Raw genomic sequence first — 18,395 nt, 5'->3', positions numbered from 1 at the left:
CGACTGTAGCTGATTCAGTAAAGTCATACTAGGCGAATTACGCCACCGCCGATTTCCGCCGGCGGCGTCTATTCTACCCACACCGTCTTGCGGTTGACGAATTCCTTGATACCCGCCTCGGAAAGCTCACGACCATACCCCGAGTCCTTCACCCCGCCAAAGGGAACACGTGGATCGGATTTGGTGAGTTGATTGATGTAGGTACAGCCGGCATCTACTTCGGCGGCTATCCGTTCACCTCGGCCACGATCCTCGGTCCATATCGACGCACCGAGGCCGAATCGAGTTTCGTTTGCCTTCGCGACGGCTTCCTGCTCGTTCGTGACTTTAAATACGGATGCGACCGGCCCGAATAGCTCCTCTGAATCCGCGGGACACTCGGCAGGAATATCGGTTAGGATCGTGGGTGGATAGAACGCGCCATCCCGATCAAGGGGTTGGCCTCCCGTGAGTAGATTTGCACCTGCAGACACGCTCTCCTCGACTTGCTGATGGAGATCCTCCATCAAATGCTGACTTGCCTGCGGGCCGATTTCGGTCTCCTCATCCATCGGGTCCCCAATCACGAGTGATTCAATACGGGATTCGAGCTTTTCAAGGAACGCATCGTAAACGGCTTCGTGAACGATGAATCGCTTTGCCGCGATACAGGACTGGCCACCGTTCATATTCCGAGCCCAGGCCCCGGTTTCTGCTGCGTCATCGAGATCAGCATCGTCGAGCACGATGAACGGATCGCTTCCTCCGAGCTCAAGCACGGTTTTTTTCAAGGACTCGCCAGCGGTAGATGCGACCGCTCGACCTGCCGGTCCACTTCCAGTAAGCGTTGCGGCACGAACACGATCGTCCTTCAGCACGGTCTCTACGCGGTCCGATGGGATGAGCAGCGTTTGGAAGACGTCCTCCGGATAGCCCGCCTCACGAAATACGTCCGCGATCGCGAGGGCACATCCAGGAACGTTGGAGGCATGTTTGAGGAGTGCAACGTTTCCCGCGGTCAGACTCGGTGCAGCGAAACGAAAGACCTGCCAAAACGGGTAGTTCCACGGCATTACGGCCAATACAACCCCAAGCGGATCGTATCGCGTTTTCACCGTCGTACCGGGTGGACTCGGGTGACTATCCGCCGACAAATACGCACTGGAGAACTCGGCGTAATGATCACACACCCACGCACACTTTTCGATCTCACCCATCGCTTGCGTGATCGGTTTGCCCATTTCGCGCGTCATCAGCTCCGCTAACTCCCGTTGGCGATCACGAAGTACGTCAGCCGCATTGGCGAGGAGTTTCTGCCGTTCACGGAGCGAGGTGTTTCGCCACTCGTCGAAAGCGTGAGTGGATGCTGAAATGGCTGCCTCGATATCGCTCTCCATTCCTTCCTGATACGAATCGATGACCTCACCAGTCGCTGGGTTAACCGCTTCCATATCTCAAGGAGATCTTATGACTACTTATTCTTTTATTATGCGCACAATATTGCTTATTCATTGGCGAACGAATTCAGCCGAGATCTTTGGTATACGTTGGTTGGGTCCTCTGACTGACAGGCGGGTCAATGAGCAGTAACGTGCTGTGATTTTTAATCTGATAATTATCATTTTATATTGTTTATTCGATACTTTATGTTTTAATATATGAATCTCTTCCCACATCAGTGTTTTCGTGTAACTTGAATTCGGATCGACATCATATCGCTTGAGGATTTAATATAAAAAACTGGCTGAAGATCGGGGTTAATACCTCTTTAATTCACGTGATCATATGTTTTAACCGCAATACTACGAATACATAACATATTTCCATTGTATGAACCGGCCTGGATCTCGACGAATTCGATTGATAGCTCGGGCGGATTTAAGTCACAAAACTACTCATTTGTGATTATTCCTAATAAATATAATTTTCATACCATTATCGAATTCATATAGTTTATTTTATATCTCTATTATGGGCCTGTCTTTCGGTATACCACTCGCTTTCACCGTCCGCCTTATTAGGCCCGCCGCGAAACCGTTTCGTATGACCCGATTCGACGCCGCCGAGGAGACGGAGCGGCGCACGCTGTTCGCCGACGCGGTGACCGCCCACCGCAACCGGTCGAGCCCGGTGGCGACCTTCGACGTCGACCCCGACAGCGACACTACGACCGTCGAGGACGACGTCCCGCCGTGGATCCAGGTGGCGGGAACCGAGGTCGTCCTCGACGTCACGGACGCCGAGCTCGAGCGGCTGAAGGGCCTGATCGGAGAGTATCCCGAGTTCCGGATCGACGAGCTGCAGAGCCCCGAGTCGGTCGAGGGGACCAACGTCGTGATCACCGCGCGATCGGACGCCAACCGCATCGCGGGCTTCCTCGAGCGCGCCTTCCGGACCGTCTTCGAGCTCGAGGCCGACTACCGGGTGTGGGTCAGCGAGGTGTGACGCCCCGCCGGACCATACAACGCTTAAACCACCCGCGGTCGAAGGGACCGGTATGACCGACCTCACGGACCGCATTCTCGTCCCGATCGCGAACGAGGCCGACGCCGTCAGCACCTACGACGCCCTCTCGGCGTACCTCGACGCGGACACCGAGATCGTCGTGATCCACGTGATCGAGAAGGCCGGCGGCGGCATCGACAAGGCCGGCGTCGAGCAGCGACGCGAGATCGCCGAGCAGTCCTTCGAGGCGATGCGCGGCCTCGCAGAGGGCGACGACGTCCCGTTTGAGACCGAGATCCACTACGGGACCGACGTCGCGGAGACGATCAACGACGCCGCCGCGGAGCACGACGCGACCGCGATCGCCTTCCGATCGCGCGGGGGCGGTCGGATCCTCGATTTCCTCTCGGGGAGCGTCCGCACGAAGCTCGTAACCGATAGCGACCGCCCCCTCATCGTGCTGCCGCGAAACGGGGTCGAGACCGACGCCGAGGAGGAGTAACGACGACGGACGGCTGAGTCGATTGCTGCTGGGGCCGCCCTACGGGTCCCGATCGACCGGTTCCGCCGTCCGATCCAGGGGCTGTCGACTGCGGACGTAGAGGTACGCGAGCACGGGCACGATCGTCAAGACGAGCGTCGCGACCGCCCAGACTGCCGGGTAGCCGATTCCGTGCTCGCGGGCGTCCCGGTAGATCCAGACCGCGACCGCGAGGACGACGCCGTAGATGGCGCCGTAATACAGCAGCGACCTGGCGGTCGCGAGGTCGACGACGAGGGGATCCATCGCGACGATGGGATCCATCAGCGCTCCCCGCGAACTCGACCGCATTCGGACCGGGTCATCGCCAGGGCCGCGACTCCGCGGTGAGCTCGCCCGCCAGCGGCGTTCGCATCGTGTCGGCAACGTCGTCCGTGTTGGCGATCGCCCACATCAGCTTCACCAGCGCCGTCTCGGGGAGCATATCGCCGCCCTCGATGATCCCCGCATCGATCAGGTCACGGCCGGTGTCGTAGACGCGGTCGCAGACGCGCCCCTCGAGACACTGGCTCGTCATCACGACCGGCGTTCCGTCGTCCACGAGCGCCTCGATCCGGGGGATGAGGTCGGTATGAACGTGGCCCAGTCCCGTGCCCGCGACCACGACTCCCGCCGCGTCGTCCAGGTGCTCCCAGGCGGCCGGGCTCATTCCCGGGGCGAAGGTGGCGAGTTCGACGCCGTCCGCGAGGTCGGGCGCGATGTCGAGCGCCGTCTCCCCGCGGCTCGCGTGCTCGCGCCGGACCGTGATCGCCTCGTCGGCGACCGCGCCGTCCGCCCCGGCCTCGGTGGCGGCCTCGTAGTCGATCTCCCCGAGCGGTTTCGCGCCGACCGTCTCGAAGGCGTCCCGCCGGGAGGTGTGGTTCTTGCGCACGCGCGTTCCGCGGTGGAGCGCACACGCGTCGTCGGACTCGTCGGCGTGCATGCAGACGAGCACCTCCGCGCAGTCCGATTTGGCTGCTTCCACCGCACAGACCGCGTTCATCACGTTGTCGGAGGAGGGTCGGTCCGCCGAGCGCTGGCTGCCGGTGAACACGACCGGGACCGGCGTCTCGAGGGTGAACGCCAGCGCGGCCGCGGAGTACTGCATCGTGTCGGTGCCGTGCATCACGACGACGCCGTCGGCCCCGGCCGCGATCTCCTCGTGGACGGCGTACGCGAGCTCCTGCCAGATGTCGGGGTCCATGTTCTCCGAGAGGATGTTGGCGACCACCCGTCCGCGGTAGTTCGCCCGGCCGGCCAGATCGGGGACGGCCCGGAGGACGTCCTCGGCGTCGAACCGGGCGGTCACCGCGCCGGTCCGGTAATCAACCGTCGAGGCGATCGTCCCGCCGGTCGAGATGAGCGAGATGGTCGGCAGGTCGTCGTCGAAGGTGATCTCCGAGACGTCGCCGGCCTCGGGATCCGGTTCGTCGTCGACGGCGTGGACGTCCGACTCGAGGACGTCGACCGACGCCGACTCGCGGTCGACGCCGACGTTGTACCCGCCCTCGAGCTTGACCACGAGGTGTTCGGCCGTGGTGGAGGGCATCAACACGCCCTCGTTCGTGACGCCCGCCCGTTCGACGCGGACGCGATCCCCTGGGTTCATACCCACCGGTTGCGAGGGCGCGGACTTGAATCCAACCGTTCGCGTCGCTCGGAGTCGCGCCGATCGACGCGTCGCTCGCCGTCGGGATCGATCGAAATCCGCCGGGAGGCGAGGCTTTTTGCGGAGCTCCCGAGTAGGCGGAGCCGTATGGCGAATCCCGCCGCCGATCCGGATGCCGACCGCGAGCGCTGCGCCGATTGTCGCGAGGAGACCCACCACCGCGTCCGCGTCGAGATCCGAACCGAAAGCGAGGACCCTGAGAACGCCGCCTTCTCCCGGGAGCCGTACCGCGTTGCGGTCTGTACGCGCTGTGGTCGAGAGACCGCAACCCGGATGAACGACGTCTGACGCGGCGACGGGTCCACCCGGGACGTCGTTCGACCTGCGGCAGCCTCAATCGAACCCGTGGATGCCGGCGGTCGTGACCTCGACGCCGTCGTCGGTGACCAGGATCGTGTGTTCGGCCTGGCTCACGAGCTGCCCGTCGGACTCCTTGAGAACGGGATAGCCCGTGATCACGTCCCGCTGTTTGAGCCGGCGCAGCGCCATCTCGACGCCGTCGACGTCGAGCCATCTGGCGGCGAACGGGAGTCCGTCGAACTCCCGGATCGCCTCCAGCGCCTGCCGGGAACGGCGGTCACGGACGCTTCGGTCGCGCTCGAGCTCGAAGATCTCCTCGGTCGTCCCCTCGCCGACCTTGCCGCGGCCGTCCGTCGCGAAGGGCTCGATCGCCACCGCCTGACCCGGTTCGAGCGTGACCGACCGGTCGACGCCGCGGTTCGGGACGTTCGGGCCGGTGTGGGCGTCGTACCGCTCGACGCCGTGGCCCGAGAGGTTCAGGACCGGCGTGTAGCCGTACCCGCGGATGACGTCCTCGACCGCCTGGCCGATCTCGCCGACCGGGACGCCCGGGCCCGCCTCGTCGATCGCGGCCTCGAGGGCCATCTCCGACGCCTCGACGAGCTCCGTCGAGCCGGTGTGGTCGACCGTCACCGCGGCGTCGGCGATGTAGCCGTCGACGTGGACGCCGACGTCCAGACACACCATCTCCTCGCCGATCGTCGTCTCGTCCTCGGCGGCGGGCGTCGCGTGGGAGGCCTCCTCGTCGACGCTGATGTTGACGGGGAACGCCAGTCCGGCGCCCCGGTCCCGGACGTAGTCCTCGGTCCACTCGGCGATCTCGAGGTGGGTCGTGCCGGGCTCGACCATCCCCCGCGCCTCGTTCATCGCCTCGGCGAGGATCGCTCCCGCCTCGCGGTAGCTCTCGATCGCGTCCGGATCGAACGGCTCGTCGCTCATACCTCGCGGTTCGCGGAGCGCGCGGAAAGAGGTTGCGGGACCGGCCGGCTTCCCCGGATCCGCGGGGAACCGATCGGGACACGACCGCGCTCGGCGGGGTCATATCCGTCCCGCGTTCCGGTCACGGATCACCCGGCCGACGCGGGCCAGCCCCTCCTCGAGGTCGTCGGTCGGGAGCCCGACACCGATCCGGAACCGGTCCGGGTGGCCGAACAGCGTTCCGGGCGCCAACACGACGCTCGCCTCCGACACGACCGTCCGACAGAACGCCATCGCGTCGCCGAAGCCGTCCGGCACCGTCACGAACCCGTTGACGCCGACCGGCGGCAGCCAGTCCAGGCCGTGGCGGTCGACCCACTCGGCCGTGATCTCCCGGTTGGTTCGCGCGAGACGGCGGTTCTCGGTCAGAATGTGGTCCTCGCGGCGGCCCAGTGCCTGCCGGGCGACGTGCTGTCCGAACGGGCTCGGCGAGATGGTCGTGTAGTCCTTCCACCGGAGGGCCGCCTCGATCACCTCCCGCGGGCCCGCGATCCAGCCGAACCGAAGCCCGGCCAGTCCGTAGGCCTTCGTGAGGCTCGTCGTCGAGATCCCGTGGGGTCCGAAGCGTGCCACCGGCGGGATCGGATCGTCGGCGAGCAGGCGGTAGACCTCGTCGCACAGCAGGTAGGCGTCGTGGGCGGCGGCGATCGCGTACGCCTCCCGCATCGTCGTCTCGCCGTGGTACCGGCCGGTCGGGTTGTTCGGGTTGTTGATCACGACGACGGCGGTGTCGGATCGAATAGCCTCGCGGATGGCGTCGGGATCGAGGGTCCACCGCGGCGGCTCGAGTTCCACCCGCGTTACCTCGCCGAACGCCTCGGGCACCGCCGACAGGGCCTGGTAGGTCGGCGTCACGACGACGGCGTGTGAGCCCCGGCCCCGGTCGCGGTCCGGGTCCGGACCGTCGGTCGACGCCAGCAACCCGAGAAACGTCAGGAAGTTGGCCTCCTGGGTGCCGCAGGTAAACGCCACCTCGTCGGCGTCCCGACCGTATCTCTCGGCGATCGTGGCCCGAAAGGCCGGGTCGCCGTCCGTCGGGATGACGTACCCCAGCCGCCCGGGATCGAGATCGAACCGGGAGGCGTCAAGCGACCGGATCCCGCTTTCGGCGAGCATGATGTCCGCGTCGTGTTCGTGCTCGTCGAACCACCGCTCGAGGCCGAACTCGGCGATCTGCATACGGATCCGTGGGCCCGTACGACGATATAACTACGGTGAACTATGGCGTCGGCGCCGCCTTCTGCAGCGCCGTCTCGGCGATGTTGCCGCCGTAATCGGCGCTCCGGAGGACCGAGTCGACGACGAGCCCGAGCAGCTGTGCCCGCGCCGGGTCGAGGTCGCGGAGCAGCTCGTCGATCTGCCGAACCCGGTCGTCGATGTCGCGAACGTGTTCGCGCGCGTCGTTCGCCATCGCCGTGGCCTCCTCGGTGTCGTCCTCGAAGAGGGCGTCCATTGCGGTGTCTATCACCTCGACGGCGTCCTCGTGGAGGTCGTCGATCGCCGAGAGGACGTCCTCGGGAAGCGGCTCGTCGATGTTGAGCGTCAGATGGGCGATCTTCGTCGCGTGGTCGCCGATCCGCTCGAGCTGGCGGGCGCTGGAGTGGTAATCGAAACACGCCTCGCGGGGCAACCCGAGCTCCTCGGCCGCCTTCGGCGTACGCAGGGTCGACCGGAAGATGCGCGAAACCACCATCCACAGCCGATCGAGGTCGTCGTCACGCCGGGTCACGTCGCGTGCGAGATCGTCGTCGAGATCCCGCAGCGCCGCGAGCGCGTCCGCAAGCATCGAGGTGGAGATCAGCCGCATCCGGGTGACCGCGTTGTGGATCGACAGCTCCGAGGAGTCGAGCAGGTCCCGGACGACGACCCGATCGCGGGTCTCCTCGAGCACCTCGAGGCCGACGAGGCTCTGGGTCGCCTCCCTGATGGTCGACCGCTGTTCGGTGGTGATCTCCGACCCCTCCAGCGCGATGACGTCGAAGCCGCTCACGTACATCGTCATCACCGCCCGCGTGAGCTCCCGGTCGGCGAGGTCGCTGATGTCGAGGGTGCCGGTCGTCCGCTCCTCGTCCGACCGCGGGCTGAGCAGCAGCGAGTCCCCGTCGGGGTAGAACTCGACCTCGCTTCCGGCCTCGACGTCGTTTCGGTTCGCCCACGTCTTGGGGATCGACACCGTATACGTCGACCCGCCCGTCACCTGGACCTTCCGCGTTTCCATACGTTGATCTCTCCGTAGGCTATTTATAAATCTAACTGTATATATACTCCCGTATTTCCGATCGACTGTGATCGAATAATCGGGTCATTTCGGCGGGGAAAGGCCGGGATAACTGGTCTATTTCGGATCTCCGAAGAGCGGTTCAATCGAGATATTCGGTATCTGAATATATCTCTATATAGTTCTTATAGTAGGTTATTTACGTGTTCGAGGTCTGTTCACCAGGTGATGAAGGACCGCCGCGAGAAGCTCCCGGTCGACGGCGTCCCTCGACGGGTTTCGTCCGTCCCGCCGCGTGGTCCCCGCGGATTTCCATCGCGACCGACCAACCTATGAGCGACAGTTACCACATCCAGGAGACCGACGCCGACGCATCAGCCTCGGCCGGTTCGTCCCTGAACGATTCGTCCCCGAGCGATTCGCCCGCTGACGAGACCGTTCGACCGGGCGAGACCGAGGAACTCACCCCGACGATCGAGGAGATCCCCGAATCGCAGTCGGTGATCCGATCGGAGGAGTTGACCGTTCATTACGGCGATGAACAGGCGCTCCAGCCGGTCACGGTCGGGATCCCCGAGCGGGAAGTGACGGCGATCATCGGTCCCTCGGGTTGCGGAAAGTCGACGTATCTCCGGTGTCTCAACCGGATGAACGACATGATCGACGCCGCGAGGATCTCCGGGACCGTCAAGTTCCGCGGGGCCGACGTCTACGCCGAGGACGTCGATCCCGTCGCGCTCCGCCGGAAGATCGGGATGGTGTTCCAGAAGCCCAATCCGTTCCCGAAGTCGATCTACGACAACGTCGCCTACGGACTGAAGATCCAGGGATTCGAGGGCGACATGGATGCCCGCGTCGAGCAGGCGCTCAAGGACGCCGCGCTCTGGGGCGAGGTGAAAGACCAGCTCGACAGCTCCGGACTCGACCTCTCGGGCGGCCAGCAACAGCGGCTCTGCATCGCCCGCGCGATCGCGCCGGACCCGGAGGTCGTCCTGATGGACGAGCCGGCCTCCGCGCTCGACCCCGTCGCGACCGCGAAGGTGGAGGACCTGATCGCGGACCTCTCCGAGCAGTACACCGTGATCATCGTGACCCACAACATGCAGCAGGCGGCACGGATATCCGATAAGACCGCGGTGTTTCTCACCGGCGGCCAGCTCGTCGAGTTCGGCAACACGGATCAGATCTTCGAGAATCCCGAGAACCAGCGCGTGGAGGACTACATCACCGGCAAGTTCGGATAGCCGGTACCCGCCCCGAACGGTCAGCAGTGGGCAGTGGGCACCGAACCGGACGGACCGGCCCGGTCCGTCCCGACGCCCGTCGTCGGGAGGTATATTTAAGTATCACCGCCGTTCGACTGGAAGCAAGCGGATCGACGCACGGCGCCGGGGCGTTCGCCCCGCGAGGAACGACGACACGGGTTCACCGATGGTTCGCAAGGAATACCAGACCAAACTCGACGAACTGCGCGACGACGTGCTCTATATGAGCGAGGTCGTCGCGGAGCGCCTGCGACTGGCGCTCGACGCACTCGAACAGCAGGACGGCGACCTCGGCGAGGAGGTGATCACCGGCGACACGGAGGTCAACGAGCTCTATCTCGAGCTCGAGCGGGACTGCATCGACCTCATCGCGCTCCAGCAGCCGGTGGCCGGCGATCTCCGATTCATCGCCGCATCGTTCAAGATCATCACCGACCTCGAGCGCATCGCCGACCTCGCGACTAACCTCGGCGACTACGCCGGCGACGCCCAGCAGGAGGTCTACCCTGACGTCGACATCCAGCGGATCGGCGACGAGACCCTCGAGATGATCGAGGCCGCGATGAACGCCTATCGCGAGGAGACGGCCGAGGCGTGTTATGACGTCTCGGCGATGGACGACGAGGTGGACGAGCTGTGTGAGGCCGCGAGCGAACTCGTGGTTCGTGACCTCATCCAGCGCGAGCAGCTCGAGAGCGACGACGACATCGAGGCGACGATGCGTGACGTCTCGCGGCTGTTGCTCACGATCCGCGACCTCGAGCGCGTCGGCGACCACGCCGTCAACATCGCCGCCCGGTCGCTGTACATGATCGAGAACGACGACGACCTGCTGTACTGACCGACGGGTCCTGCTGTACTGACCGACGGGTCCTGCTGTACTGACCGACGGGTCCTGCTGTACTGACCGACGCGTTCACCATCGCCTGGCGCCCGCCCTGCCCGTCCGGTGTGCTGCCTCTTCGGTCGGCGTCCTGCCCGCTCGCCGCGCCGGCCGTCGGCCGTTCGTTTTTATATCCCTCCGGATCTGTGTCCGGTATGGACCATCAGCGAATCGCGATCCTGGCCCACGAGATGTTTCCGGACCGCGCGAAGACCGCCCTCGGCGTGATGCGGTACGGGGACCAGGAGGTCGCCGCGGTGCTCGACCGCGAGACCGCCGGCACCCGCGTCCACGACCACCTCGTGGACAGCGACGCGGCCACGATCGACGACGCGCCGATCGCGGCGTCCTTCGAGGACGCCCTGGCGCAAACCGGCGACGCTGACGGCGACGGCATCGACGCCCTCCTCATCGGGATCGCGCCGATCGGCGGCGGCCTGGACGACACCTGGCGCGCGGACATCCGTGCGGCGATCGAGGCGGGCTGTGACGTGATCGCCGGGCTGCACTACTTTTTGAACGAGGACGAGGAGTTCGCCGCGCTGGCGGCCGAACACGGCGTCGACCTGGTCGACGTGCGCGACCCCCACGAGGGTATCGGCGTCGCCGAAGGGCGCGCCGGCGAGGTGGACGCGGACGTGGTCTGTACCGTCGGGACCGACTGTTCGGTCGGCAAGATGACGGCCACGATGGAGATCGTCGCGGCCGCCCGCGACCGGGGGATCGACGCCGCCGTGATCCCGACCGGCCAGACGGGGATCCTGATCGAGGGGTGGGGGAACCCGATCGACCGCGTGATCTCCGATTTCACCGCCGGCGCGGTCGAGGAGATGATCCTCGAGACGGGCGACGAACACGACCTGCTCGTCGTGGAGGGACAGGGCAGCATCGTCCACCCCGCCTACTCGGCGGTCACCTGCGGGATCCTCCACGGGTCGATGCCCGACGCGCTCGTGTTGTGTCACGCAGCCGGCCGGGAGGCGGTCCACGGCTACGAGTCGTTCGACCTGCCCGCGATCCCCGAGTACGTCGACCTCTACGAGAACCTCTCGGCCCCGGTCGCGGACGCGGACGTGGTCGCCGGCGCGCTCAACACGAAGGACGTGGCGGACGACGAGGCTGCCCGGGCGGCGGTCACCGAGCTTTCGGACGGCATCCAGGCCCCCGCGACCGACCCGGTTCGCTTCGGCGCCGAGGCGATCGTCGACGCGATCGAGTCGGAGGTCCTCGAGGGATGACGCTGTCGACCGGCTTCGAGCGCGTCTCGGTCGCACTCGAGGACGCCTTCACGATCTCCCGTGACACGCAGACCCACGCCGAGAACGTGATCGTCAGGATCACCGACGACGGCGGGATGACCGGCATCGGCGGCGCCGCGCCCGCACCTCACTACGGCGATACGCCCGAGACCGTCGAAGCCGTGCTGCCGGACCTGCTCGCGGTCGTCGAGGAGGTCGGCGACCCGCACGCGCTCGCCGAGATCGAAACGCGGATGGCGGAGACCGTCCGGGGCAACCCCGCCGCACGAACCGCCGTCTCGATCGCGCTCCACGACCTCGCGGCCCGCCGGCTCGGCGTGCCGCTCCACCGGCTGTGGGGCCTCGACCCCGAAGCGACGCCGCAGACCTCCTACACGATCGGCCTCGACACGACCGAGCGCGTCCACGAGAAGACCGAAGCCGCCGTCGAGGCGGGCTATCCGATCCTGAAGATCAAGCTCGGCACCGACCGCGACCGCGAGCTGATCGAGGCCGTCCGCTCCGCGGCGCCCGAGGCGACGATCCGCGTCGACGCCAACGAGGCGTGGTCGCCCTCCGAGACCGTGCGGAAAAGCGAGTGGCTCGCCGAATACGGCGTCGAGTTCATCGAACAGCCGGTTCCGGCCGAGAACGCCGAGGGGTTGCGCGTCGCCTACGAGCGCTCCGCGCTGCCGATCGCCGCCGACGAGTCCTGCGTCACGCTGTCGGACATCCCGCGGATCGCCGACCGCTGTGACGTCGCGAACCTGAAGCTGATGAAGACCGGCGGCATCCGGGAGGCGCGGCGGATGATCGCCGCGGCCCGTGCGCACGGGCTCGAGGTGATGTTGGGCTGTATGATCGAGACGAACGCGTCGATCGCCGCGGCGGCACAGCTCGCGCCCCTCGTCGACTACGCCGACCTGGACGGGTCCCTGCTGCTCGCGTCGGACCCCATCACCGGACCCGACCTGACCGGCGGGCGGATTCGACTCGATGCGGACGCGAACGGGACCGGCGTTCGAGAGTCGGACGATTCGGGACGAGCGACCGGCGTCCGGGAGTAGCTCACCTGTTTTCGGCGTCGACGTTCTCCGCCTCGACGTCCTCCGTCTCCACGTCCTCCGTCTCCACGTCGACTTCCGTGTCCGTGTCTGCCGCTCCGGAGTCCGACCCCTCGACCTCCGCCTCGAGGTCGGAGAGCTCGGCCTCGACGTCCTCCGTCGATCCGGAGCCGTCGCCGTTTCCGACGGCCCCCGCCTCCGATTTCAGCGTTTCCAGCTCGGCCTCGACCTCCCGGTCCGAGGAGACCTCCTCGAGCTCCCGGTCGATGCTGTCCTTGTCGGACAGGGCGTCGTCGAAGGCGCCGGTGTCCTGCAGCTCGTCCATCGCCTGCGACCGCGCCTCCATCTCGTCGGTCCGGTCCTCGGCGCGCTCGATCGCCCGTCCGACGTCCTCCATCTCGTCGCCGACGCCGGTCATCGCCTCGGAGACGCGCGTGGACGCCTCCGCCGCCTCGTAGCGCGCCTTCATCGTCTCCTTTTTCGTCCGGAACTCCTCGATCCGGCTCTGGAGCTCGTTTTTCTTCTCGACGAGCGAGTCCTGGGTGGACTGGAGCTCGGCGATCTGGCCCTCGATCTCCTCGATCTGTTGCATCTTGGAGTTCTTCTTCTCGAGGGCCTGTCGCGCCAGGTCGTCGCGGTCCTGTTGGACGGCCTCGCGGGCCTGGCGGTTGTGCTTCTCGACGTTCTCCTCGAGGCGGCGTTTCTGGATCTCCAGCCGTTTCTTCTGGGTGGTCAGGTCGGCGATCCCCTGTTTGACGTCCTGGAGCTCGTCGCGCATCTGTTCGTAGGAGTAGTCGAGCGTCTCGGTCGGGTCCTCCGCCCGGTTGAGGAGGGAGTTCACCTTCGAGCGGATGACGTACGAGGCGCGTGAGAGGATCCCCATATGCGTCATTGACGGGCTATCCGGTAAAAAGTCGTGTGCTGTTCGCTCACGCCGCCGCCACGATATCGCGGCTAGTCACCAACTCCGGCTCGAGGGCTAGAGGTCGAGGGTAGCGGTCGAGGGCTAGAGGTCGAGGGTAGCGGTCGAGGGCTAGAGGTCGAGGGTAGCGGTCGAGGGCTAGAGGTCGAGAACGTCACGCGCCTGATCCGGGCTCGCGATCTCCCGCCCGAGCTCGTCCGCGATGCGAACGACCCGCTCGACTAATTGCGCGTTGCTCGTCGCGAGCTCCCCGTTGCGGTAGTAGACGTTGTCCTCCAAGCCGACGCGAACGTGTCCGCCGAGCACGATCCCCAGCGTCGTGAACGGCAGCTGATGCCGGCCGAACGCGAGGGTGTTGAAGAGCGCGCCGTCGGGAAGGTTCGAGATCGCGTTCAGCAGGTTTCGCGGGCGGGGTCGCGTGAGCGTGCCGCCGCCGAAGATGAGCGTTGCGTACGTCGGGTCGGCAAGCTTGCGGCGCTCAAGCAGGCCGTGGACCTCGTTGAGGTGGCCGTCGTTGAACACCTCCAGCTCCGGTTTTATCCCTCTGTCGCGCATCTCCCGGTGGAGCGCATCGACCATACCGCGCGTGTTCTCGCTTGTCAAGTGGTCGTATCGGTTGAGCGGGCCTATGTCCAGCGACGCCATCTCCGGCGGCGGATCCGTTCGAAGCGGGCGGTGGCGGTCCTCGGCGGGCGCGCCGGTCCCGCCGGTGGAGTGCTGGATGACGACGTCGTCGGCGTGCGTTCGGACCGCGTCGTCGATGGCCTGGAACCGTTCGGTGGCGAACGACCGCTCGCCGTTCGGCTGCCTGGCGTGAAGGTGGACCACTGCGGCGCCCGCCTCCTCGGCCGCCGCGGCTGCTCGGCCGATCTCGTCGGGGGTTTCCGGAAGGTTCGGATTCGCTTCCTTGCCGTGTACGCCGCCGGTCAGCGCCGCCGTGATGATCAGCGGATCGCCGGCGAGGTAGTCCTCGTAACTCACGGCCCCGTCGCTCCGGTGCGCTCGCGGTGGATCTCACTGTGCTCGCGGTAGATCTCACAGTGCTCCGCGTGATCGAGATCGTACCGGTCGTTGCAGATGTCGGCTCGCATCGCCTGAACGAACCGGTCCGCGGCGGTGCAGTATGCCCGCGGATGGTCGAACCGGTCGCCGTCCGACTCGCGTCGGTACTCCAGATACGGACAGGTCATACGCGTCCTTCTCTGGGTAGCTGAATAACGGTTTGGTGATCCCTACCGGGACGCTCCACGAGCAGGTTGTGGGCCACTGAACGCGGATCATCGACGTTTAACCACCACGAATCGAACCGCGGGTATGCGACTCATCGCGTTCGACTTCGACGGAACGCTCTCCGACTCCGAGATGACGGTGTTGCTGGCCGAGCGCGCCGGCGTCGCCGACGAGGTCGCCGAGATCACCGAGCGGGCGATGAACGACGAGATCAGCTACGCGGAGAGCCTCTACCAGCGCGCCGCGCTCCTCGAGGGGCTTCCCGAGGCGGACGTCGACGCCGCCTTCGACGAGGTCCGGATCCGCCCGGGCGCTGCGGCCCTCATCGAACGACTGCGGGCGGCCGGCCATCACGTCGCGATCCTCACCGGCGGGTTCGAACGTGGCGTCGAGGCGGCCCTGGAACGCGAGGGCGTCTCGGTCGACACGATCGTCGCGAACCGGCTGCCGCAGTCCGGCGGCCGGCTGACCGGCGACGCCGAGGGGCCGCTCATCGAGGGAACCAAGGACGACGCCCTCGAGTCGCTGGCCGACGAGGTCGGCGTCCCGATGGCCGACACCGTGGCGATCGGCGACGGCGCAAACGACCTCCCGATGCTCGAGGTCGCCGGGCTTTCCGTCGGCTTCGTTCCGAAGCCCGCGGTTCGGTCCTCCTGTGACGCCGTCGTCGCCTCGATGTCCCGGCTGGGCCGCGTCCTCGAGGGGTATCGGGTGCTTCGGGCCGACGACTCGACGCGGTAACCCGTCCCCGTCGTCCGCCCGGTTCTGACCGTTCCCGATCCGCCGAAACCGGGGTAACGGTTAAGACGACGGCTTCGATCAGATACTACTGATGAACGGTCGCACGCCTGACACCCCGACGGGAACGAGCAGTTCGCGGGTCGCGGAGTGGGCCGCACTCGTTGGCGAGGACGTCCCGGAGGACCGGCTGTCCGAGGACCGGGTCACTGAGGACGACCGGGATCGGTAGCCGACCCACCCGGACCGATTGCCGACGAGGTTCGCCTCGAGCCGTCCTGACCGAGCCGGCCGTCCGACCCTGCGCCGTCCATCCGACCCTGCGCCGTCCGACCACTTCCGCCTCGCTTCGCGAACCCTTTTGGCCGATGCCGGCCAAGACCCGCCGATGGCGACCGAGGCCGACGCGGTGAGCACCGATCATCCCCTGCTCGTCGAGGGCGTCCTCCAGCGGCGTCGCTACCAGACCCGGCTCGCGACCGCCGCGCGTGGGGAACACACTCTGGTGTGTCTCCCGACGGGCCTCGGGAAGACGGCAGTGAGTCTGCTCGTGACGGCCACCCGGCTTGCGGACGCGGGCGGGACCGCCCTCCTGTTGGCCCCGACGAAGCCGCTCGTCGAGCAGCACGCCGACTTCTACCGGGAGGCGCTCGCGATCCCCGACGAGGAGATCGTGGTGTTTACCGGCGAGGTCTCCCCGGACGACCGCGGCGATCTGTGGGGGTCGGCGCGGGTCGTGATCGCGACCCCGCAGGTGATCGAGAACGACCTCGTGGGCAACCGGATCTCGCTGCGAAACGTCACGCATCTCACCTTCGACGAGTGCCACCGCGCGACCGGCGACTATTCGTACGTCTACATCGCCGAGCGCTACCACGCCGACGCCGCTGACCCGCTCGTCACCGGGATGTCCGCCTCCCCCGGCGGCGACCTCGAGGAGATCGAGATCGTCTGTGACAACCTCGGGATCGAGAACGTGGAGGTGATGACCGAGGACGACGCCGACGTCGACGAGTACACTCACGACACCGACGTCCGGTGGGAGCAGGTCGAGCTTCCCGAGGAGCTGCTGGCGATCCGCGACGCGCTGAACGAGGTGATCGCCGACCGGCTCGAGAAGCTCAAGTCCATCGGCGTCGCGGACACGACCGACCCCGACCTCTCACAGCGCCAGCTCAACGCGATGCGGGGGGAGCTCAAGCGGATGATGGACGCCGGAAACTCGGACGGCTACACCGGGATGTCGACCCACGCCGAGGTGATGAAGCTCCGACGCGCCGTCGAGCTCGTGGAGACCCAGTCGGTGGAGTCGCTGCGCCGGTACTTCGAACGCCAGCGGAACGCGGCCCGCTCCTCGGGCGCCTCGAAGGCGAGCCAGCGGCTCGTCGCCGAGCCGACGGTCCGCGAGGCGATGCGCAAGGCGGAGGCGTTCGACGACCTCCATCCGAAGTTCTCGAAGACGCGGCTCCTGCTGGCGGAGACGCTCGGCGTCAACGGCGGCGATCGCGCGATCGTCTTCACCGAGTCGCGTGACACCGCCGAGGCGCTCGTGGAGTTCCTCGCCGCGAGCTTCGACGTCGAGCGGTTCGTCGGGCAGGGCGACAAGGAGGGCTCGGACGGGATGAGCCAGACCCAACAGCAGGACACGCTCGACGCCTTCCGCGCCGGCGACTTCGAGGTGCTCGTCTCGACGTCGGTCGCCGAGGAGGGCCTCGACGTCCCCGAGGTCGATCTCGTGCTGTTCTACGAGCCGGTCCCGACCGCGATCCGGTCCATCCAGCGAAAGGGCCGGACCGGCCGGCAGGCCAGCGGACGCGTCGTCGTGCTGATGGCCGAGGACACCCGCGACGAGGCGTTCTTCTGGATCTCCCGGCGGCGGGAAAAACAGATGCGCCAGCAGCTCCGCGACCTCAAGGCGGCGACCGGTGAGATCGAGGCCGAGATCGCCGACGAGGACCAGGCGAACCTCGACGCGTTCGAGGGGTCGGCGAGCGATGCTGCTGCCGTCACCGACGGCGAGGACGATGCGGGGATCGCGAACGACGGAGACGACACCGGCGGCGAGGACGAAACGGACGCCGAGAACGACACGAGTGCTGCGAACGACGAGACCGGGGATGGACAGCCCGGCTTGACCGACTTCGCCGCGGAGGTGAACTCCGGCGGCGACGGGAACGAAACCGGCGGGAACGAGGCCAGCGGGACCGCCACCGTCGAGGAGGACAGTGCGGCCGATGACGCCGACGGCGTCGTCGCGACCGCGGGCGTCACGGACGCCGACGACGTCGAGGTCGTGATCGACCAGCGCGAGCTCGACGCCGGGATCGCCAAGGACCTCTCGACGCGCGATGGGATCCGCACCCGGCTGGAGACGCTCGCGGTCGGCGACTACGTCCTCTCTGACCGGGTGGCCGTCGAGCGGAAGTCGGCTGCCGACTTCGTCGACTCCCTCCTCGACGGCGACCGGTCCGTCTTCGAGCAGGTCGGCGAGCTCTCGCGGGCCTACTCCCGGCCGGTCATCGTGATCGAGGGCGGCGACCTCTACACGCAACGGAACGTGGATCCGAACGCGATCCGGGGCGCGATCGCCTCGCTGGCCGTCGACTTCGGCCTGAGCGTGCTGCGGACGGACGACGAGGCGGACACGACGGAGCTCTTCGAGACGATCGCCCGCCGCGAACAGGAGACGCGCGACCGCGAGGTGAGCGTCCACGGCGAGAAGACGACGAAGACGCTGGCCGAACAGCAGGAGTACGTCGTCTCCGCGATCGCCGACATCGGCCCGGTCACCGCACGGTCGCTGCTGGAGCACTTCGGCACCGTCGAGGCCGTGATGACCGCCCGCGAGGACGACCTCCGGGAAGTCGAGGGCGTCGGGACGGTCACCGCCGATCGGATCCGGGAGGTCGTGGGCGGCGACTATCCCGGGGCCGAGTGAGTCGGCCT

At 66.5% G+C, this 18,395-nt stretch carries 19 protein-coding genes; 10 read left to right on the top strand and 9 right to left on the bottom strand.

Annotated elements, in window-relative coordinates:
* Positions 1-68: 68 nt before the first annotated feature.
* On the bottom strand, positions 69-1,430 hold the full coding sequence (locus CPZ00_RS04050) for an NAD-dependent succinate-semialdehyde dehydrogenase (RefSeq protein WP_096389749.1): 1,362 nt from the start codon (positions 1,428-1,430) through the stop codon (positions 69-71).
* Between the two features lie 592 nt (positions 1,431-2,022).
* On the opposite strand from CPZ00_RS04050, the gene CPZ00_RS04045 reads away from it, so the two are divergent.
* Together CPZ00_RS04045 and CPZ00_RS04040 are read left to right on the top strand one after the other, a co-directional pair.
* Positions 2,023-2,424, top strand: a complete 402-nt coding sequence (locus CPZ00_RS04045; protein WP_096389748.1) for a hypothetical protein — start codon at positions 2,023-2,025, stop codon at positions 2,422-2,424.
* Between the two features lie 52 nt (positions 2,425-2,476).
* Entirely contained in the window at positions 2,477-2,926 is a 450-nt protein-coding gene (locus tag CPZ00_RS04040) for a universal stress protein (RefSeq protein WP_096389747.1), read from the top strand.
* 39 nt (positions 2,927-2,965) lie between these two features.
* Here CPZ00_RS04040 and CPZ00_RS04035 read toward each other — a convergent pair whose 3' ends face one another.
* Positions 2,966-3,211, bottom strand: a complete 246-nt coding sequence (locus CPZ00_RS04035; protein WP_096391587.1) for a hypothetical protein — start codon at positions 3,209-3,211, stop codon at positions 2,966-2,968.
* Positions 3,212-3,266: 55 nt separating this feature from the next.
* Positions 3,267-4,553, bottom strand: a complete 1,287-nt coding sequence (gene gatD / locus CPZ00_RS04030; RefSeq protein ID WP_096389746.1) for a Glu-tRNA(Gln) amidotransferase subunit GatD — start codon at positions 4,551-4,553, stop codon at positions 3,267-3,269.
* Positions 4,554-4,700: 147 nt separating this feature from the next.
* On the opposite strand from gatD, the gene CPZ00_RS04025 reads away from it, so the two are divergent.
* A complete protein-coding gene (locus CPZ00_RS04025) occupies positions 4,701-4,901 on the top strand; it encodes a DUF7835 family putative zinc beta-ribbon protein (protein WP_096389745.1) in 201 nt (66 codons plus the stop codon).
* Between the two features lie 45 nt (positions 4,902-4,946).
* Here CPZ00_RS04025 and map read toward each other — a convergent pair whose 3' ends face one another.
* The 3 genes from map to CPZ00_RS04010 form a co-directional block, all read right to left on the bottom strand.
* Positions 4,947-5,852 (bottom strand): type II methionyl aminopeptidase, encoded by a 906-nt coding sequence (gene map, locus CPZ00_RS04020; protein ID WP_096389744.1) that lies wholly within the window; start codon positions 5,850-5,852, stop codon positions 4,947-4,949.
* A gap of 99 nt (positions 5,853-5,951) precedes the next feature.
* The gene (locus CPZ00_RS04015) at positions 5,952-7,070 is read right to left on the bottom strand and encodes an aminotransferase class I/II-fold pyridoxal phosphate-dependent enzyme (protein WP_096389743.1); all 1,119 of its coding nucleotides are present in this window, start codon (positions 7,068-7,070) and stop codon (positions 5,952-5,954) included.
* A 40-nt stretch (positions 7,071-7,110) separates the two neighbouring features.
* Complete coding sequence (locus tag CPZ00_RS04010) at positions 7,111-8,109, bottom strand: phosphate uptake regulator PhoU (protein ID WP_096389742.1); 999 nt, start codon at positions 8,107-8,109, stop codon at positions 7,111-7,113.
* Between the two features lie 332 nt (positions 8,110-8,441).
* Here CPZ00_RS04010 and pstB point away from each other — a divergent pair, with 332 nt between their 5' ends.
* The 4 genes from pstB to CPZ00_RS03990 all read left to right on the top strand — a co-directional run bounded on the left by pstB (position 8,442) and on the right by CPZ00_RS03990 (position 12,562).
* Positions 8,442-9,353, top strand: a complete 912-nt coding sequence (gene pstB / locus CPZ00_RS04005; protein ID WP_096389741.1) for a phosphate ABC transporter ATP-binding protein PstB — start codon at positions 8,442-8,444, stop codon at positions 9,351-9,353.
* Positions 9,354-9,540: 187 nt separating this feature from the next.
* A complete protein-coding gene (gene phoU / locus CPZ00_RS04000; protein WP_096389740.1) occupies positions 9,541-10,215 on the top strand; it encodes a phosphate signaling complex protein PhoU in 675 nt (224 codons plus the stop codon).
* Positions 10,216-10,412: 197 nt separating this feature from the next.
* Positions 10,413-11,495, top strand: coding sequence for a DUF1611 domain-containing protein (locus tag CPZ00_RS03995; RefSeq protein WP_096389739.1), 1,083 nt, complete (start codon positions 10,413-10,415; stop codon positions 11,493-11,495).
* Positions 11,492-12,562: a dipeptide epimerase gene (locus CPZ00_RS03990; protein WP_096389738.1), complete on the top strand. Its 1,071-nt coding sequence runs from the start codon at positions 11,492-11,494 to the stop codon at positions 12,560-12,562. The genes CPZ00_RS03995 and CPZ00_RS03990 overlap by 4 nt, the downstream gene beginning before the upstream one ends.
* Position 12,563: 1 nt before the next feature.
* On the opposite strand, the gene CPZ00_RS03985 is transcribed toward CPZ00_RS03990, so the two are convergent.
* From CPZ00_RS03985 to CPZ00_RS03975, 3 genes are all read right to left on the bottom strand, one after another.
* Positions 12,564-13,442 (bottom strand): PspA/IM30 family protein, encoded by an 879-nt coding sequence (locus CPZ00_RS03985; RefSeq protein ID WP_096389737.1) that lies wholly within the window; start codon positions 13,440-13,442, stop codon positions 12,564-12,566.
* Positions 13,443-13,619: 177 nt separating this feature from the next.
* Positions 13,620-14,462 (bottom strand): BKACE family enzyme, encoded by an 843-nt coding sequence (locus CPZ00_RS03980; RefSeq protein WP_096389736.1) that lies wholly within the window; start codon positions 14,460-14,462, stop codon positions 13,620-13,622.
* A complete protein-coding gene (locus tag CPZ00_RS03975; protein WP_096389735.1) occupies positions 14,459-14,671 on the bottom strand; it encodes a hypothetical protein in 213 nt (70 codons plus the stop codon). Before CPZ00_RS03975 ends, CPZ00_RS03980 begins: the two co-directional genes overlap by 4 nt.
* A gap of 124 nt (positions 14,672-14,795) precedes the next feature.
* Between CPZ00_RS03975 and serB the strand changes: the two genes are divergently transcribed.
* The 3 genes from serB (at position 14,796) to CPZ00_RS03965 (ending at position 18,387) form a co-directional block, all read left to right on the top strand.
* Positions 14,796-15,452, top strand: coding sequence for a phosphoserine phosphatase SerB (gene serB, locus CPZ00_RS03970; protein ID WP_096389734.1), 657 nt, complete (start codon positions 14,796-14,798; stop codon positions 15,450-15,452).
* A 91-nt stretch (positions 15,453-15,543) separates the two neighbouring features.
* Complete coding sequence (locus tag CPZ00_RS15555) at positions 15,544-15,681, top strand: hypothetical protein (RefSeq protein WP_172861773.1); 138 nt, start codon at positions 15,544-15,546, stop codon at positions 15,679-15,681.
* 156 nt (positions 15,682-15,837) lie between these two features.
* Complete coding sequence (locus CPZ00_RS03965; RefSeq protein WP_096389733.1) at positions 15,838-18,387, top strand: DEAD/DEAH box helicase; 2,550 nt, start codon at positions 15,838-15,840, stop codon at positions 18,385-18,387.
* Positions 18,388-18,395 lie beyond the last annotated feature (8 nt).

Origin of the sequence: Halopenitus persicus (assembly GCF_002355635.1) — an archaeon.
Taxonomy (GTDB): Archaea; Halobacteriota; Halobacteria; order Halobacteriales; family Haloferacaceae; genus Halopenitus; species Halopenitus persicus_A.
This window is presented reverse-complemented; position numbering and strand designations above follow the sequence as displayed.

Coding starts and splice junctions, on each gene's coding strand:
- CPZ00_RS04050 (WP_096389749.1), bottom strand. CDS start 1,430: ATGGAAGCGGTTAACCCAGCGACTGGTGAGGTCATCGATTCGTATCAG.
- CPZ00_RS04045 (WP_096389748.1), top strand. CDS start 2,023: ATGACCCGATTCGACGCCGCCGAGGAGACGGAGCGGCGCACGCTGTTC.
- CPZ00_RS04040 (WP_096389747.1), top strand. CDS start 2,477: ATGACCGACCTCACGGACCGCATTCTCGTCCCGATCGCGAACGAGGCC.
- CPZ00_RS04035 (WP_096391587.1), bottom strand. CDS start 3,211: ATGGATCCCCTCGTCGTCGACCTCGCGACCGCCAGGTCGCTGCTGTAT.
- gatD (WP_096389746.1), bottom strand. CDS start 4,553: ATGAACCCAGGGGATCGCGTCCGCGTCGAACGGGCGGGCGTCACGAAC.
- CPZ00_RS04025 (WP_096389745.1), top strand. CDS start 4,701: ATGGCGAATCCCGCCGCCGATCCGGATGCCGACCGCGAGCGCTGCGCC.
- map (WP_096389744.1), bottom strand. CDS start 5,852: ATGAGCGACGAGCCGTTCGATCCGGACGCGATCGAGAGCTACCGCGAG.
- CPZ00_RS04015 (WP_096389743.1), bottom strand. CDS start 7,070: ATGCAGATCGCCGAGTTCGGCCTCGAGCGGTGGTTCGACGAGCACGAA.
- CPZ00_RS04010 (WP_096389742.1), bottom strand. CDS start 8,109: ATGGAAACGCGGAAGGTCCAGGTGACGGGCGGGTCGACGTATACGGTG.
- pstB (WP_096389741.1), top strand. CDS start 8,442: ATGAGCGACAGTTACCACATCCAGGAGACCGACGCCGACGCATCAGCC.
- phoU (WP_096389740.1), top strand. CDS start 9,541: ATGGTTCGCAAGGAATACCAGACCAAACTCGACGAACTGCGCGACGAC.
- CPZ00_RS03995 (WP_096389739.1), top strand. CDS start 10,413: ATGGACCATCAGCGAATCGCGATCCTGGCCCACGAGATGTTTCCGGAC.
- CPZ00_RS03990 (WP_096389738.1), top strand. CDS start 11,492: ATGACGCTGTCGACCGGCTTCGAGCGCGTCTCGGTCGCACTCGAGGAC.
- CPZ00_RS03985 (WP_096389737.1), bottom strand. CDS start 13,442: ATGGGGATCCTCTCACGCGCCTCGTACGTCATCCGCTCGAAGGTGAAC.
- CPZ00_RS03975 (WP_096389735.1), bottom strand. CDS start 14,671: ATGACCTGTCCGTATCTGGAGTACCGACGCGAGTCGGACGGCGACCGG.
- serB (WP_096389734.1), top strand. CDS start 14,796: ATGCGACTCATCGCGTTCGACTTCGACGGAACGCTCTCCGACTCCGAG.
- CPZ00_RS15555 (WP_172861773.1), top strand. CDS start 15,544: ATGAACGGTCGCACGCCTGACACCCCGACGGGAACGAGCAGTTCGCGG.
- CPZ00_RS03965 (WP_096389733.1), top strand. CDS start 15,838: ATGGCGACCGAGGCCGACGCGGTGAGCACCGATCATCCCCTGCTCGTC.